Genomic DNA, 15,758 nt, shown 5'->3' with positions numbered 1-15,758 from the left:
TGGATCCCGGCCGCGGGCTCGCGGCGAGTGGTTGTCGGACGAGTGCGTGTCTCAGCCGCGGGCGTCGAGCCAGTGCTCCGAGGGTGGGCGCAGCGCCTCGATGCGCGCCCAGATCTCGGCCGGCACGGGGCGGGCGAGAGCGTCGAGCGTCCACTCGACCCGCTCGGGCCGGCTCATGCCGACCAGAGTGCAGTCGACCAGCGACTCACGGAGCGCGTACTGGAGGGCGACAACGCCCAAGGCGACGCCGTAGTCGTCGCAGACGTCCGCCATCGCCGCGACGGCGGCGAGCACTGCGGGAGAAGCGGGCCGGTAGGCGTAGCTGACGATGCCCGAGCGGGGAGCCGCGAGCAGGCCGCCGCCGAGGACTGCAGCGTTGAAGACCGCCATGCCTCGTGACGACGCGTCATGCATCACCGCCTCCGCGCTGCGGTCCACCAGTGTGAGTCGGTTGTGCACCAGCAGCGCATCGAAGACGCCCAGATCGACGTATCGCTGCATGGTCGGGGCGTGTCCTCCGGCGACCCCGATGGCGCCGATGACGCCCTCCTCGCGCAGTGCGACAAGGGCCTCGACGGCGCCTCCTGGGGCCGCCAGCTCCTCGAACTCGAAGAACTCCGGGTCATGCAAGTGCACGAGCGGAAGCCGGTCCATGCCCAGTCTCTGCTTGCTCTCCTCCACCGATCGGCGGACCCGCTCGCCTGAGTAGTCGCGCCCGGATGCGTCGACCTTGGTGACGACGAGAGTGTCCTGGTCGCGTCCGACGCGGTCGAGAGCGGTGCCGATGCGGCGCTCGCTCTCACCGTCGTTGTATCCGTTGGACGTGTCGATCACGGCGATCGGGCTGCGCAGCACCGCCTCGACGAGATCGACGGCCCTGTCAGCCGGTACGGAGTAGCCGAGTACCTCCGGCATGCTGGCGAGGGGTGCTCCTCCGAGACCGATCGCCGAGACCGTCAAGCCCGTGCGCCCAGCAGGCCGGAGCCAATCCGGGGCACCCGGAGTCGAGTCCGGCCGTGTTCCTGTCGCTGCGTTGTTCATCGTGACTCCTTCGTCGGGTGCTTCTTCAGTACGAGCGCCGAGGGTGGCGATCAGCCCACGATCGCGAGTTCTCTCGGTCGGCGGACTGCGCCGAGCCGCTCGTGGATGACGAGGGCTGCAGCGCCGATCGCCGAGGAGTGCCGTCCGGAGTCGGCCAGCCGCACCTCGGTCGGGTGGATATCGCGCACGTAGGCGCGCTTCTGGAGTTCTGCCGCCACGACATCGACGACGAGCTGACCCGCGATGTCCAGCGCCGGCCCGGTGAGAACGATCCGCTCGAGGTCCAGAACGTTCGTGAGGGAGACGAGCGCGATACCGATGTAACGAGCCGCAGCCGTGAGCAGGTCTCGAGCCTCGTCGTCGCCGCCGACCGCGGCCGTCGCGATCCTGTCGTAGTCCTCGAGGGTGTCCTCCCCGTCCCCCGACAGTCCCAAGCGTTCGACAAGACCGGAATTCTGGAGTGCGTTATCGACGATCTGCGGAGGTGCGGCCAGCCGCTCCAGGCAGCCGCGGTTCCCGCACGGGCACTCGGGGCCGTCGACGTCGAGAACCATGTGGCCGATTTCACCCACGTTCGACGTTGCGCCGCGGTAGACGTCGCCTCCTGCGACCAGCCCGAAGCCGATGCCGTTCGAGATGTTGACGACGCCGAAGTCCTTCGCCGCGGGTGCGCGGCTACTCCAGAACTCACCGATCGCCGCGCAGGTGGAGTCGTTCTCGACGGAGATGGAGCGGCCGGTCGCCTCGCGGAGGTCTCGCTCGATGGACGACCACTCCCACTCCGCCAGGTCGAACGGATGCACTCGGGTCGCGTATCCGCTGAAAGCCTGCCGTCCGGAGACGGCGACACCGATACCGAGAAGCGTCTCCGACTCCACTCGTGCATCGGTCAGCAGTTGATCGACAGCCTCAGCAGCTCGCGCCACGAGCGCGGGCCGGCTCTGATGAGCCATTCCGGGCGAAGTCGAGGACGCGATCACCTGTCCCGCCAGATCCGTGAGCACGCACTCCACGCGAGTCTCTGCGATGAACAGGCCGATCGCGTGCCGGGAGGCGTTGTCCAGCTGTAGAAGAGTCGGCCGTTTGCCTCCCGTTGAGGCTCCCCGGCCGGTCTCGGCGATCACCCCGTCGGAGAGGAGCTGCTTGACGATTCGTGACACCGACGCCTCGGTCAAGCCAGATCGCAGCGCCAGCTCGACGCGGCTGATGGACCCTCCGGAACGGATCAGGTCGAGCAGCGCTCCGTAGTTGTCCCCCATGGGGTCACCTCTTCGTGTGGTCGGAATTTCTTTCTTACGTACCGTACCCAAGTTGAGCGAATCGTGCTAGCTTTCCGAACCAGCCGCTCCCACGCGGCCCTGCACTCAACGACGAGGAGACATCGAACAATGCGGTTCCACAGCACTCTGGCTCGCACCATCACCCGTACGGCGGCTGCTACCGCCGTCATCGGTCTCGCCGTCGGCCTCGCCGGCTGCTCCAACGGATCGTCGTCGGCCCCCTCCGGCGACGCCACCTCCGGCTCGATCACCTGGTGGGGCTGGACGCCCGACGCGAGCGTCGGCGATGCCTACATCGCCGAGTTCAACAAGGTGTACCCGGACATCGAAGTGACCTACAAGAACTTCGAGAACGGCGACTACAACTCCGCCCTCCGTCCCGGCCTCACCTCGAACTCCGGCCCGGATGTCTTCGACATGGCGCCCGGTGGTGACACGGGGTCGTTCCCGACCTACGGCGACTTCGCCTTCGATCTCCGCCCCGCACTCGAGGAGGAGTTCGGCGCAAGTTGGGCCGACCAGTACACCTTCTCCCCGGACTCGTTCACTCGGGACGACGACTCGATCGCTGCTGTTCCGATGGGCGGAGTCGCCGCCGGGATGCTCTGGGTTGACCAGGATCTCCTCGACGAGGCAGGAGTCGCCGCCCCCACGACGTATGACGAATGGGTCGACGTGTGCGCGGCCCTGAAGTCAGTGGGGAAGGACTGCATGGCGATGGGCGCGGTCGGTGTGAACGGGTTCACGGTCGAGACCTGGCGCACCATCGTCGCCAGTGTCGAGCCGGGGGTGTGGATGAAGGCCATTCGCGGCGACGTCGGCTGGGACGATCCCGCCTTCGCGGAAGGCCTCACGATCCTAAAGAAGATGCAGACCGATGGCATCATCCCTGCGGACGTGGTGGGGCTCACCCAGTACCCGGATGCCAACAACGCGTTCCTCTCGCAGAACGCCGCGATGGTTCAGATGGGGACGTGGTACGCGCAGTACAGCCGCGCCGAGAGCGCCTCGGCGTCGATGTCGGCCGCCGGCGTGAGCGACCCCAAGCCGTTCACGCAGCTGCCCGTCCCGTTCCCCGATGTAGCCGGAAACGGCGACGTCCCAGGCATCTTCGGCGAAGTCGACTACGGACTCGCCGTGAACGCCCGTTCGAAGAACACCGCCGCCGCCACCACTTTCGCTCTGTGGCTGACCTCGACGAAGGAGGGTGCGCAGACCATCGCGAATGCCGTCGACCTCATCCCCGGTCTCGTCGGGGTGGAGCCGCAGTGGGACGACCTCGGTCTGGTGAACCCGGACGTGCAGATCCCGGCGATCAAGGACCTCTACTCCCAGGTCGCCGCGATCACCGAGCCGCGGAACGCGGAATCGACTCCGGAGCAGCTCGAGGCCCTGAACTCGGCCGCTGTCTCCGTCCTCGAGGGCAGCGTCTCACCGGACGATGCGATCGACACGCTCGTCGCGAAGATCGGCCAGTAGGGCGACCCCGTGACGAACGCGTCAGTGCAAGCTCGCGACGTCTCAGACGATCTCGTCGGTACCACTCCACCCGCTCCGACCGCGCGCTCGGCGCGGCGCGGATCACGCCGTTCCGCGATGCGGGCGTCGGGACTTCCTTGGATCCTCCCTGCGCTGGTCATCTCCGGCGGGATCATCTACTTCTGCATCGGCTACAACGGCTACGTCGCGACGCTCGACTGGAACGGGGTCAGCCCCAACCCGCAGAGCGTTGGCCTGGACAACTTCGCCCGAGCTTTCGCCGATCCGATCTTCTGGGGGACGATCCAGCACACCGCTGTCTACTTCGTCGTGACCTTCGCTGTGCAGACGGTCCTGGGGATCCTCTTCGCCGTTCTCTTGCACTCGAAGATCCGATTCGCCGTGCTCTACAAGGTCGTCATCTTCATCCCCGTCGTGCTCGCTCCCGCGATCATGGCTCCGGTCTTCCGGATCATGTTCGCCGGCGAAGGCCCGATCAATCAACTGCTGCAGGCGGTCGGCTTGGGATTCCTCGCTCAACCATGGCTCGCCCAGTCGAGCACGGCCCTGGGAGTCCTGATGATCATGCAGGTCTGGCAGTCGACCGGCATCTCGTTCATCCTCTACTACTCCGCCATGAGTCAGATCGACACCGAGATCATCGAAGCCGCCCGGATCGACGGCGCCGGCAACATCCGCGTGATCTGGAGCATCATCGTCCCCGGCATCAAGGGCACTGTCGTCGCCCTCGCGATGCTGACCGCCATCGCCTCCCTCAAGCTCTTCGACATCCCCTACCTGGTCACCCTGGGCGGACCGAACTACGCGACCGAGTTCCTCGGGACATACATCTACCGCCAAGCCGTGCCCCTGGGCGACGTCGGCTACGCAGCGGCCCTCTCGGTCCTTCTGCTGATCCTCGCCCTCGCGATGGCGATCATCCTCAGCGCCCGCGGCGGCGACAAGAAGGAGAGGAACTCCTGATGCTCGAAGCGCGCACCCTCCCCGGCAAGCTGCTCCTTCAGCTGCTGATCACTGTTCTCGCACTCCCGTTCCTCTTCCCCCTCGTCGCGATGGTGCAGGGCTCGCTTGCAGGGCAAGGCTGGGGCAACTACCTCGCCGTGCTCGCGCTGCCCGAGCTGCCACTCTTCTTCCGCAACAGCGTCATCATCTGCGTTCTCACCATCGCAATCGTGTGGGCCGCGACGATGCTCGCCGCCTTCGGGTTCTCGAAGCTGCAGATCCGCGGCAAGGAGTTCTTCTTCTGGATGCTCCTCGCCGCCCTCACCCTGCCCGAAGTGGTGCTGATCACTCCGCTGTTCGTCACGGCGACCTCGACCAACCTCTACAACACCTACTGGGCCGTCGTCCTGCCACTGGCTGCGCTGCAGATCCCGTTCACCGTGCTGATCACACGCACCTTCGTCAATGGCATCCCCGATGCCCTCGTCGAAGCTGCGCGCATCGACGGCTCGACGACTATGCAAGCGTTCTGGCACGTGATCCTTCCGCTGACCAGGCCGATCGCTGCCGCCGTCGTGGTGCTGACTCTGATCAGCACGTGGAACTCCTACCTCCTGCCGCTGATCTTCCTGCAGGACGCCGACTTCCAGGTGGTGACCCAGGTCCCCAGCTTCTTCCAGGGCCAGTTCACCGACGACCAGACGAAGGTGCTCGCTTCGGCCGTCATCACCGCACTCCCGGAGGTAGTCGCCTACCTCTGCCTCCAGAAGCTTTTCGAGCGCGGCCTCTCCGCCGGCGCCCTCAAGTGAACGACGAACCTCGAGAAGGAACTCCATGGCCCGCGAACTCGCTGCAGGGCAGCGCTCCCGCATCCACATCATCGACATCACCACCGGAGAGGACCGCATCGTCCACGAGTCGGATTCGGTGCTCTACGAGGCTCCCAACTGGAGCCTGGACGGTTCCGCTCTGATCATTAACGGGAACGGGCACCTGTTCCGTCTCTCGCTGACTGCGGAGTCGAGTCCGCAGCGGATCGATTTCGGCTCTCTGCCCGAGCTGAACAACGACCACGTGCTCGACCCTGATGGAGAGCACGTCTTCATCTCGGCGAACGACTGGCATATTTACAGGGCTCCCCTTCTCGGAGGCGCACCGACGCGCATCACGAACGACGACGGACGGCTTCACTTCCTCCATGGTGTGAGTCCCGACGGTGCGACCCTCGCCTACATCGGAATCGAGCGCGGGGTCGACGGAGAGTGGGGTGCAGGAGACATCTGGACGATCCCCGCGGCGGGCGGTGAGGACGTGGCGATCACGAGGGACGGCTTCCCTGACGACGGCGCCGAGTACTCCAACGACGGGGAGTGGCTCTACTTCAATTCGGAGCGCGCCGACACGGGTCCTGGTCACGCACAGCTCTACCGCATGAGGACGGACGGGTCCGGCGCCGAGCAGCTCACCTCCGACGAGCGGGTCAACTGGTTCCCGCACGTCGCCCCCGATGGGAGCAGGATCGCGTTCATCAGCTTCCCGTCGGGCACGCTCGGACATCCGGCCGACCTCGACTGCATCATCCGTGTCTGCGGTCCGGCCGGGGAGGATGCCGCCGATCTCGTGCACGTGTTCGGCGGGCAGGGAACCATGAACGTCAACAGCTGGTCACCGGACAGTCGCGCGTTCGCCTACGTCGACTACCCCGTGGACGACGCATGATCCGCATCGGGCTGCTCGGCGCGGCCGGCATCGCCCCGCAGGCCCTCGTGAACCCGGCTCGACGCCGCGACGATGTCACGGTGGAGGCGATCGCGGCTCGCAACGGCGCGTCAGCCGAGCGTTTTGCGACCGAGAACGACATCCCGACCGCGCTCCAGGGCTATCAGAGCTTGCTCGACCTCGACGAGGTCGACCTCGTCTACATCGCGCTCCCGCCATCCGAGCACGCGCACTGGTCGATCGCGGCGATGGAGGCAGGCAAGGACGTTCTCTGCGAGAAACCGATCACCATGGATGCGGACGAGGCGGAGCAGGTCGCGGCGGTGGCTGCACGCACCGGTCGCCTCGTGATCGAGGCCTTCCACGACCACTACCACCCGCTGACCGGGCGGATGCTCGATCTCGTGCAGTCGGGTGCGATCGGCGACCTGGTCTCGATCAGGGCAGCATTCACCGCCGACAACCCGTTCTCGCCGTCCTCGCTCCGGCATGTGCCGGAGCTCGGCGGCGGGGCGTTGATGGATCTCGGTTGCTACCCCGTGCACTGGATCCGCACGATCGGCGGTGGGGAGCCGAGCGTCGTCTCGGCCTCGCACATCGCGGGGCCCCTGGGGGCCGACGAGACCATCGACGCCGAGCTGGAACTGCCCGGCGGCGTCGAGGTGCGTCTGCACGCGAGCATGGCGGCAGGGAGCGCGTTCGCCGCGCCACTGTCGGTGATCGGAACCCGGGGACGTCTGGACGTCGACAACCTCGTGCTCCCGCACCTCGGACACAGTGTGAGCCTCGAGCGCGACGGCCGATCCGATCGCCTCACCGTGGGTGGGCGCGAGACCTATGACCACGAACTGGACGCCGTCGTGCAGGCGGTCGAGTCCCGCGAGGAGCCTGACACCGGTCCGGCCGATTTCATCGCCACCATGCGCGTGATGGACGCGATCCACCTCGCCGCCGGGGTGGCACGCCCTCGCGGCAAGGCTGCCGCGTCGTGACCGGGTGGATGCCGCTGTTCGACGGGAGCAGCCTTGACGGCTGGTTCGCCGCACCGCGCAGCTACGGCACTGTCCGTCCAGGCGGACCGACGGTACTCGAGGCGATCCCGGGATTCCCTGCTGACTACAACGAGCGCGCGGCGGAGCATCCCGCCGTGTGGAGCGTCGAGGACGGCGCCATCGTCGGCCGCCAAGACCCGACCACTCCTGGATGGGGCGGATACCTCGTCAGCGAGAGCTCGTTCGGCGACTTCGAGCTCGAACTCGAGATGCGACCCGACTGGCCCGCGGACACCGGTGTGATGATCCGACGGCAGCGGGACTCCTGGGAGGGGCTGCAGGTGCTGGTCGACCACCGCCCGGGCGGCTCGATCGGAGGCTTCTACGGCAACGGTATCGGCGGCTTCCACGGCGTCCCCTTCGCGGTCGACGTCGAGCGCGACGCCGCCGGTACCCCGATCGGGCTCAGAGAGGACGACCCGGCGCAGTCGCGGGAACCGGTTACTCCGGAGAAGCGCGCTCTGCTCTCCCGCTCCTCCTCGATCGCGCCCTTCCTCCGGTCCTGGCGCTTCGACGACTGGAACACCCTACGCATCCGATGCGTGGGCGAGCGCCCCGTCGTCACGAGCTGGATTAACGGGCATCTGGTCGCCTCCCTCGACACCGCGACGATGCATCATCCCGGATACGATCCGGACGCCGTGTGGGGCCTGCTGGGCCCCGCCGGGCACATCGCCTTCGAGGTGCACGACAACGACCCGGGCCTGGGCGATGACAGGTGGGGGCCCGGCGCGGCATGCCGGTGGCGGAACATCCGCCTCCGCGAACTGACGGATGAGGAAGATCATGAGCACCGCTGACCTACTGGACGAGATCCGATCGGAGCTGCCCCTCCGGACCCTGTCGCGCTTCGATCACGACGACGCTCGACGCCTCGGAGAAGCAGCTGCTTCGATCGCCGAGCGAGAGGGTCTTGCCATCACCGTCCGAGTGACGCGCGGACTACAGTGCGTATTCCATCTCTCCTTCGCCGGGACGACGGCTGAGCACGACGACTGGGTGCGACGCAAGATCAACACGGCACTGCGGCATGAAGTGCCGAGTCTGGAATTCGTATTGCGCCAGGAGCTGGCCGGCCAGCTGCCGGGCTGGCTCGACCCGCTCGAGTACGCGGTCGCCGGCGGAGCGATACCCCTGGTCGTCGACGGGAACGTCGTCGGCGCGATCGCTGTCTCGGGACTGGTCGGATCCATCCGCGAGGACCACGATCTCGCTGTGGCAGCACTGAGATCTACGCGCGCGCAACCGATCCCTCGCGATGGCGAGCAGGTTTCTCACCCCGCCTGAGATGGAAAGCAGTAGTGCTTTCCGCGCTCGAGAGAGGCCGCGTCTCGTCGCTCAATCCACCCGCAGTCTCAATCGAAGAGTGCTGCAGACGTCACGGCGCGTAACGACCCCGCGCGAGAGCGGCGCTGTCGATCGTCAGATCCATGACCACCCCTTCCTGATTCTCGTTCTCGGTGGCGGTCACGTTGACGATGGTGCTGACGCCGAAGGTGCCAACCGCGGTGACGAGCTCGGTGCCTGCTGACAAGACCGAGTGGCCGTGCTGGCGCGTGCCATTATCCCATAATCGAGATTATGTCAGTTAAGCTTTAACGAGCGATACTGCGCGGCTCGCAGCGCTGCACTCCGATCGGGCCGAGAGAAAGCACGGCAGCTGATGCTTAGCCGTCATGCGCATAGCGGCGCTCGAAGTCAAGCTCCTGGAAGTCGACGACCTCGGTTGCCCAGTGGTCCCGGACGAAGGCGACGTGGTTGGGGTGCTCGTTGTACGCCGCATAGGCGGCGCGGTCGGCGAACAGCATCGAGAAGTGCCAGGTCAGGTCGCTCTTCGGGCTGACCTGCCTAGCGACGGTGAAGTCCTGCACGCCGGGGATCGCGGCGAGGATGCGGCGGGCGTCGACGAGGAAGAAATCCTCCTCGGGCGAGCCCGGGGCGTGGACGAGCGAGAACGCGACGGTGTGCTGCACCGACTCGGTGCCCTCGCCGGAGGCCCGCGGGCGAACCGCCACCGGCGCCTCCGCGATCGCCTCGTGCTGCGGGGCGTCCGCTCCGATGGCGGTCCAGGCTGCACTGCGCGAGGAGCGGAGGACGGCGTCGACGACGCGGACGGAGCGCAGTCCGTCGTGCACCGTGGGGAGGCCTTCCGGAGCCTCTCCTCGGGTGGCCGCGTAGGCGTCGGCGATGAGCTGCGCGAACGCATCGGTCCAGCCCTGGGAGTGGCCGGCGGCGATGAGGTTCATCCTCGCCTGATCAGCGGAGACGCGTCCTTCCCCGCGGTGCACGACGGTCGAGCCGCCGGTGCCGCCGAACCATGCGGACTCGGGGTGCTCCTGGTCGAAAACCGCGGAGCCGGCGGAGCCGTCGATCTCGAGCCAGAGGCGGTTCTTCCGGCCGGCGGAGACCTGCGAGACGACCGTGTTCGCAACGAGGCCGCGTGCCGTACGGAAGGTGGCGACGGCGATGTCCTCGGTCCGGACGGGAACGTGCTCTCCGGTCGCCGCGCCGCCGAACGACTCCGCTGTCCCCGAGGGCCGCGTCGGGTACGCCGTCGAGAAGGAGGCCGAGGCGTCGGTCAGCTCCTCCCCCGAGACGAAGGCAGCGAGGTCGGCCCAGTGCGAGCCGATGTCGGCGAAGGCGCGCGACGGGCCGCCCTTCTCCGGGTCGACCCGCCACGACGACGCGTCTGGCGAGGCGAGCCAGTCCTGCTGGTAGCTGCCGTGCACGAGGAGGACCTCGCCCAGCTCTCCGGCGATCCGGCGTGCCCGGATCTCGCGGACCATCGGGTGGTAGCGGTAGACGAACGGCACGGCGGCGATGACCCCTGCTTCCTCGACGGCGGCGACCAGCTGCTCGGCGTCCTCGACGGAGGTCGCGATCGGCTTCTCGAGGACGAGGTGGATCCCGGCGCGGGCGATGCGGACGCCGTAGGGCACGTGGGTGTCGTTCGGGGTGCAGACGTGCACGACGTCGGGGCGATCGGCGAGGACCTCGTCGAGGTCGGCGTAGCCGCGCGGGACGCCCCACTCGGCGGCGACAGCGGCGGAGCGGGCCGGCGAGGAGCCGAGGACGCCGAGGACGTCGGCGCCGGCGCGGCGCGCGGCGCGCAGGTGCGCGACGCCGATCATGCCGGTGCCGACGATGACGACGCGGGGGTTCTGACGCATGAGGGTGTTCCGATTCACTCGAGGGGGTAGTCGACGAAGGCGAACGCCGAGCCGTCGGGGGCCCAGCTGGGGACGTTGACGGTGCCCTGGCCGCCGAAGAGCTCGACGATCGTGGTGGGCTCGGTCCAGGCGCCGACCGTCACGAGGCGCAGCTCGACCGGCAGATTCCCGGGGTGGCCGGTCGTGCCGGGCGGGAAGCTGAGATAGACGGCCACATCGCCGGTCGGGTCGATGTGCGGGAACCAGTTCACCCGCTCGTCGAAGGTGAGCTGCTCGAGGCCGGTGCCGTCCTCGCGGATGCGGGCGAGTTGAGCGTGGCCGGGCGCGGTGCTGAACTGCTCCGTGTTGAAGAGGATCCACTCCCCGTCCGGCGTCCACTCGCTGCCGTCGGCGGGGCCGGGGTGGTCGGTCACCGCCCGGTCGTCGCCGCCGGTGCTCGCCATCGTGTGGATCTTCGCGGACGCCCACCAGTTCTCGCCCTCGGGCTCGAGGCGGACGTAGGCGAGCCGCTCGCCGTCGGGGCGGACTCCGTGCAGGAAGTGCAGCGCGCCGTCCTCCTCGGTGAGCCGCGTGGGCTCGCCGCCCGCGAGCGGCACCGACCAGAGGTGCCAGTCGTTCGCGGAGGCGAAGACGACGTCTCCGGCGGGAGCGAGGACGTGGTCGTTGTTGACCGGCGGCAGCCCCGGGGCGTCGATCGCCACCGGCGCCGCGGAGCCGTCGGCGGGCAGGAGCCAGAGCCGGCCCTGCGCGTTGACGAGCAGGCGGTCGTCGCGGGTCCAGTTCGGCGCCTCGAACAGCAGCTCGGTCGACTCGGCGACCGTGCGGGTCGTGCCGGTGGCGCGGTCCCAGATCCGGATGCGCGAACGCTGGCCGGGCAGCAGCTGCGGCAGCGGGGGGCTCTCGATCACGACCGCTCCTCGGCGTTCTGCTCCTCCGCGATCTGCGCGCGCAGGCCCTCGACGATCAGGTCGTGGTCCTCCTCCGAGGAGAGCCCGGAGGCGGTGGCGACGGCGACGACACCGACGCCGCGCACCCGGATCGGGACCGCGCCGGCGGTGACGGCGTAGCGGTGGTCGAGCCAGCCGATGCTCGCCGGGTCGAAGCCGGCGAAGCGCGCCTCGACGAGCGCACCCGAGGCCTCCATCCGCAGCACGAGAGCGGCCTTGCGCTGGATCCAGACCTCCTGGTCCGGGGTGGTGCCGGGCAGCATCGCCCGGAAGAGCGTCAGGCCGGGGCGCTGGATGTCGATGCCGACCCGCAGCCCGCGCTCCACCCCGAGAGCCGCGAGGCGCGTGCCCAGCCGGTACGCGGTCGCGCTGTCGAAGCGGTCGAAGACCAGCTCCCGGTCCTGCTCCTCCAGCTCGGCGAGGCGCGCGGCGGCGCCGTCCGCGCTCACGCGGCGACCTCGTCGCGGACGGCGCCGACCGCTCCGAGCTGCGCGCGCGCCTCCTGGAGGGCGCCGATGATGCCGATGGTCTCCTCGTGGTCGTGCACGGGCGACTCCAGCCGCCCCTCGCCGACGAAGCGGGCGAGCGCTGTGGCCTCCCATGACAGGGCGTCGAAGCCGCGCAGCGGTGTGGGGTCGCTCCAGTCGATCATGGGGCCGCCGTGCTCGGCGGAGGCGAGCCGGAACGAGGTCGGGTTGTAGAACGGCCCGGCGAAGGTGATCGCGGCGTCCGTCCCTGCGATCGACGCGCTCGTGTGGCTGCGGGCGACCATCGACGTGGTGACCACGGACTGACCGAGCCCGCCGTGCTGCAGCACGACGGTCGCGTAGGCGTCGACGCCGCTGCCGGTGAGCGCGCCCAGGGCGTGGATGCTCTCGGGGGCGCCGAGCGCCTGGAACGCGAACTGCATCGGGTAGACCCCGAGATCCAGCAGCGCGCCGCCCGCCATGTCCGGCCGGTTGAGCCGGTGCGCCGGATCAGTGGGGATGAGCTGGCCGTGGTCGGCGAGGACGGAGCGCACCTCACCGAGGACCCCGTCGGCCAGGAGCCCGCGCAGGACGGACGCCTGCGGGAGGTAGCGGCTCCACATCGCCTCCATCACGAGCACGCCCGCAGAGCGTCCGGCCTCGGTGAGGGTGCGCGCCTCGGCGGCGGTGACGGTGAACGGCTTCTCGATCAGCACGTGCTTGCCCGCGGCGATCGCCTGCAGTCCCAGCGCCTCGTGCTCGCTCTGCGGCGCCGCGATGTAGACGACGTCGACCTGCGGATGCGAGACGAGCGCCTCGACCGACCCGAGTGCGTGCTCGATGCCGTGCTGCGCCGCGAAGACGTCCGCGCGGTCCTGCGAGCGGGAGCCGACCGCCACGACGCGCTGCGCCGTGTGGGCGTGCAGGGCATCGGCGAACATCCCGGCGATCCAGCCGGGGCCGATGATCCCCCAGCGCAGCGCGGGCTCGCCTGTCTCGGGCAGGAACAGGTCGGGAGTGGGGAGATGGGTGGGCAGCACAGCGCCTCCAGGGCTTCGTCGACGGTCGGCGGTCCCCTCGGATTCTTCCTGCGAAGACGTCGTTGCCCCGTGCGTTTGGCACGAGCTAAGGTGACCAGCACCACGTTAGCACGAGCTAAATCCCGAACGGAATCTGGACCGACCCGACCGAAGGAGCCGTCGATGACGACGAACGTCCCCGCCCACCCGTACACCACTCCGATCTCGACGAGACCGCTGAGCAGGTGGTATCTCCCCGCGCTGGGCCTTGCTCAATTCGGCATCTTCATCGCGATCCTCTCCCCGGTGATCGTGAGCATGCAGCTCAAGGCGCAGGAGCTCGATCCGAGCAATCCCGCGGCGATCATCGGCACGGTGCTCCCCATCGGCGCGCTCGGGGCGCTGATCGGAAACCCGGTCTTCGGAGCGCTGAGCGACCGCACCCGCAGCCGCTGGGGCAGGCGCAAGCCGTGGCTCCTGGGTGGCATCGTCGCGCTCACCGTCGGCCTCGTGCTCGTCGCGGCGGCCACCGACATCGTCACGCTCGCGCTCGCATGGCTGGTCTGCCAGCTCGCCTCCAACGCCGCGTCGGCCGCTCTCATCGCGAGCTTCGCGGACAACGTGCCGGTCGAGCAGCGCGGCAAGGCCTCGAGCACCCTGGCTCTGGCGCAGAACGTCTCGATCCTCGCCGGCGTCTACGGAGCGGTGCTGCTGGTCGGCAACCTGCCGGTGCTGTTCATCGCGCCGGGAGTTCTCGGCGTCGTCCTCGTGACGATCTACGTCTTCGTCACCCCCGATCGCCTGCCTCCGCTAGAGCAGCGTCCATTCTCGCTGCGCCAGATCCTCGGCACGTTCTGGACGAACCCGGTGAAGTACCCCGACTTCGGCCTCGCCTGGTGGTCGCGCTTCCTCATCACCTTCGCGACCTTCATGTTCACGACCTACCGGCTCCTTTACATGCAGGACCACCTCGGTCTCGACGCCGAGGCCGCCGTCGGCGCGATCGCGCTCGGTGTGCTCCTCTACACGATTGCCCTGATGGCCGCCGCCTTCGTCTCGGGCTGGCTGAGCGACCGGCTCGGCCGGCGCAAGATCTTCGTCGCAGGATCTACCGCCCTCACTGGCGTCGGCTTCGTCGTCCTCGCTTTCAGCAACACCGTCGGCATGTTCTACGTCGCCGAGGTCGTCCTCGGTCTCGCCTACGGCGTCTATGCCGCCGTTGACACCGCCCTCGTGGTCGACGTGCTCCCCGACCCGGCGAAGCCCGGCAAGGACCTCGGCGTAATCAACATCGCGAATTCGCTGCCGCAGTCGCTCGCCCCCGCTGCAGGTCTCGCCCTGCTGGGGATCGGCGGCGGCACGGACAACTATGTCGCGATGCTCATCGGCGCCGGAGTGATCTCGCTGATCGGCGCGCTCGTCGTCATTCCGATCAAGCAGGTCCGATGACCGCGTCCTAAGGTGCAGGAGTCCTCGTCGTTTGCCGAGTCCCTTCCCGTGCCTCGCTGCCCGGATCTCGGGGCGCTCAGGTCACATCTTCGAAGTGGGGACGGGGCCGGTGGAGTCGCGGACGATCAGCGTGGCCGGGGTAGAGATGCGACGACGCGGAGCGTCGGATCCCTCGAGGCGCTCGAGGAGAGTGTCGAGGGTCGCCTCGACGGTGAGCTCCACGTCCTGGTGCACCGAGGTGAGGCGGTGATAGCTCAGGGCTGCGGGCGGGCTGTCATCGAAGCCGACGACGGAGATGCGGGCCGGGACGGGGATGCGTGCCAGCGCGAGCACCGAGAGGACAGCGACCGCTACCTGGTCGCCGCAGCACACCAGTGCCGTCGGCGCATCCTCCCGGGTCAAGACCAGGCGTGCGGCGTCCGCTCCCGATTCCTCGTCGAACCCGCTCGGGATGACATCGACGTGATCGCCGAGACCGACCGCCTCCATCGCGGCTGCATAGGCGGCTGCACGATCGCGCCCCAGGTGGCCTTCGTCGCCGCCGATGTAGGCGATGCGTCGGTGCCCGAGACCGACGAGGTGTGCTACGGCCGCTCGTAAGCCTCCGACCTCGTCGACGTGCACATTGTCCACTCCGTCATCGCGGGACCACTCGCCCAGCCAGACGATCGGCACTCTCGCCCGGGCATCTGCGAGCGCGAGCGCCGTGGGGTCACCGTTGAAGACCGCCATCGCCTCCACTCGTTCCTCCAGCAGCGCCGCAATCGCGTCCTCGCTCGGGTGCTCGCCCACCATCGGGCGGGGGACGACGTGGTAGCCGCGCTCAGCTGCCCGCACGATCATCCGCTCGACGACACGCGATTGGAACGGGTGCCCTACCGCGAAGGCCACGCCGAGGAGCCCGGTGCGCTGCTGCCGGAGCTGCCGCGCCGACGCGTTCGGTCGGTACCCGAGGGTGGATGCAGCCGCCAGCACCCGCTCGCGCGAGTCGGCACTCGGACCGGCCGCACCGCGCAGCACGAGAGAGACGAGCTGTCGGGAGACGCCGAGCGACTCCGCGATGTCGCGCATCGTCGGCGGAGAAGCGCGAACATCGCGTCCTCCACTCATCTCGCCCCCACCGTCCTGATTCACGAAGCAGTCGTTCCCAGTCTGACATCCGCTGCTCGAGC

16 protein-coding genes are annotated in these 15,758 nt (G+C 68.5%); 8 read left to right on the top strand and 8 right to left on the bottom strand.

Features of this window, described 5'->3' with window-relative positions; translation table 11 throughout:
* Positions 1-51: 51 nt before the first annotated feature.
* Both MT355_RS20030 and MT355_RS20025 read right to left on the bottom strand, forming a co-directional pair.
* Complete coding sequence (locus MT355_RS20030; protein WP_132438176.1) at positions 52-1,041, bottom strand: aldo/keto reductase; 990 nt, start codon at positions 1,039-1,041, stop codon at positions 52-54.
* Positions 1,042-1,091: 50 nt separating this feature from the next.
* Positions 1,092-2,300 (bottom strand): ROK family transcriptional regulator, encoded by a 1,209-nt coding sequence (locus MT355_RS20025; protein ID WP_243600883.1) that lies wholly within the window; start codon positions 2,298-2,300, stop codon positions 1,092-1,094.
* Positions 2,301-2,429: 129 nt separating this feature from the next.
* Between MT355_RS20025 and MT355_RS20020 the strand changes: the two genes are divergently transcribed.
* From MT355_RS20020 to MT355_RS19990, 7 genes are all read left to right on the top strand, one after another.
* Positions 2,430-3,800, top strand: coding sequence for an ABC transporter substrate-binding protein (locus MT355_RS20020; RefSeq protein WP_243600882.1), 1,371 nt, complete (start codon positions 2,430-2,432; stop codon positions 3,798-3,800).
* A gap of 117 nt (positions 3,801-3,917) precedes the next feature.
* On the top strand, positions 3,918-4,784 hold the full coding sequence (locus MT355_RS20015) for a carbohydrate ABC transporter permease (RefSeq protein WP_132438173.1): 867 nt from the start codon (positions 3,918-3,920) through the stop codon (positions 4,782-4,784).
* Positions 4,784-5,572 (top strand): carbohydrate ABC transporter permease, encoded by a 789-nt coding sequence (locus MT355_RS20010; protein WP_132438172.1) that lies wholly within the window; start codon positions 4,784-4,786, stop codon positions 5,570-5,572. Before MT355_RS20015 ends, MT355_RS20010 begins: the two co-directional genes overlap by 1 nt.
* Positions 5,573-5,597: 25 nt before the next feature.
* Positions 5,598-6,482 carry a PD40 domain-containing protein gene (locus MT355_RS20005; protein ID WP_132438171.1) on the top strand — a complete coding sequence of 295 codons (885 nt, stop codon included), beginning with the start codon at positions 5,598-5,600 and terminating at the stop codon, positions 6,480-6,482.
* Entirely contained in the window at positions 6,479-7,474 is a 996-nt protein-coding gene (locus tag MT355_RS20000; RefSeq protein ID WP_132438170.1) for a Gfo/Idh/MocA family protein, read from the top strand. The genes MT355_RS20005 and MT355_RS20000 overlap by 4 nt, the downstream gene beginning before the upstream one ends.
* A gap of 8 nt (positions 7,475-7,482) precedes the next feature.
* Positions 7,483-8,334, top strand: coding sequence for a DUF1080 domain-containing protein (locus MT355_RS19995; RefSeq protein WP_132438224.1), 852 nt, complete (start codon positions 7,483-7,485; stop codon positions 8,332-8,334).
* Complete coding sequence (locus MT355_RS19990; protein WP_165909196.1) at positions 8,321-8,821, top strand: heme-binding protein; 501 nt, start codon at positions 8,321-8,323, stop codon at positions 8,819-8,821. The genes MT355_RS19995 and MT355_RS19990 overlap by 14 nt, the downstream gene beginning before the upstream one ends.
* Before the next feature lie 91 nt (positions 8,822-8,912).
* On the opposite strand, the gene MT355_RS19985 is transcribed toward MT355_RS19990, so the two are convergent.
* The 5 genes from MT355_RS19985 to MT355_RS19965 form a co-directional block, all read right to left on the bottom strand.
* Positions 8,913-9,068 (bottom strand): hypothetical protein, encoded by a 156-nt coding sequence (locus tag MT355_RS19985; RefSeq protein ID WP_243600881.1) that lies wholly within the window; start codon positions 9,066-9,068, stop codon positions 8,913-8,915.
* A gap of 133 nt (positions 9,069-9,201) precedes the next feature.
* Positions 9,202-10,704: a Gfo/Idh/MocA family oxidoreductase gene (locus MT355_RS19980; RefSeq protein ID WP_243600880.1), complete on the bottom strand. Its 1,503-nt coding sequence runs from the start codon at positions 10,702-10,704 to the stop codon at positions 9,202-9,204.
* A 14-nt stretch (positions 10,705-10,718) separates the two neighbouring features.
* Positions 10,719-11,612 (bottom strand): hypothetical protein, encoded by an 894-nt coding sequence (locus MT355_RS19975; RefSeq protein WP_243600879.1) that lies wholly within the window; start codon positions 11,610-11,612, stop codon positions 10,719-10,721.
* Entirely contained in the window at positions 11,609-12,100 is a 492-nt protein-coding gene (locus MT355_RS19970; protein ID WP_243600878.1) for a heme-binding protein, read from the bottom strand. Before MT355_RS19970 ends, MT355_RS19975 begins: the two co-directional genes overlap by 4 nt.
* Positions 12,097-13,158 (bottom strand): Gfo/Idh/MocA family protein, encoded by a 1,062-nt coding sequence (locus MT355_RS19965; protein ID WP_243600877.1) that lies wholly within the window; start codon positions 13,156-13,158, stop codon positions 12,097-12,099. The genes MT355_RS19970 and MT355_RS19965 overlap by 4 nt, the downstream gene beginning before the upstream one ends.
* Positions 13,159-13,320: 162 nt before the next feature.
* Between MT355_RS19965 and MT355_RS19960 the strand changes: the two genes are divergently transcribed.
* On the top strand, positions 13,321-14,586 hold the full coding sequence (locus MT355_RS19960; RefSeq protein ID WP_243600876.1) for an MFS transporter: 1,266 nt from the start codon (positions 13,321-13,323) through the stop codon (positions 14,584-14,586).
* A gap of 81 nt (positions 14,587-14,667) precedes the next feature.
* Here the strand turns inward: MT355_RS19960 and MT355_RS19955 are convergent, their stop codons facing one another.
* The gene (locus tag MT355_RS19955; protein WP_132438164.1) at positions 14,668-15,657 is read right to left on the bottom strand and encodes a LacI family DNA-binding transcriptional regulator; all 990 of its coding nucleotides are present in this window, start codon (positions 15,655-15,657) and stop codon (positions 14,668-14,670) included.
* Between the last annotated feature and the right edge of the window lie 101 nt (positions 15,658-15,758).

The organism is Rathayibacter sp. VKM Ac-2929, from assembly GCF_022815495.1.
GTDB lineage: Bacteria > Actinomycetota > Actinomycetes > Actinomycetales > Microbacteriaceae > Rathayibacter > Rathayibacter festucae.
This window is presented reverse-complemented; position numbering and strand designations above follow the sequence as displayed.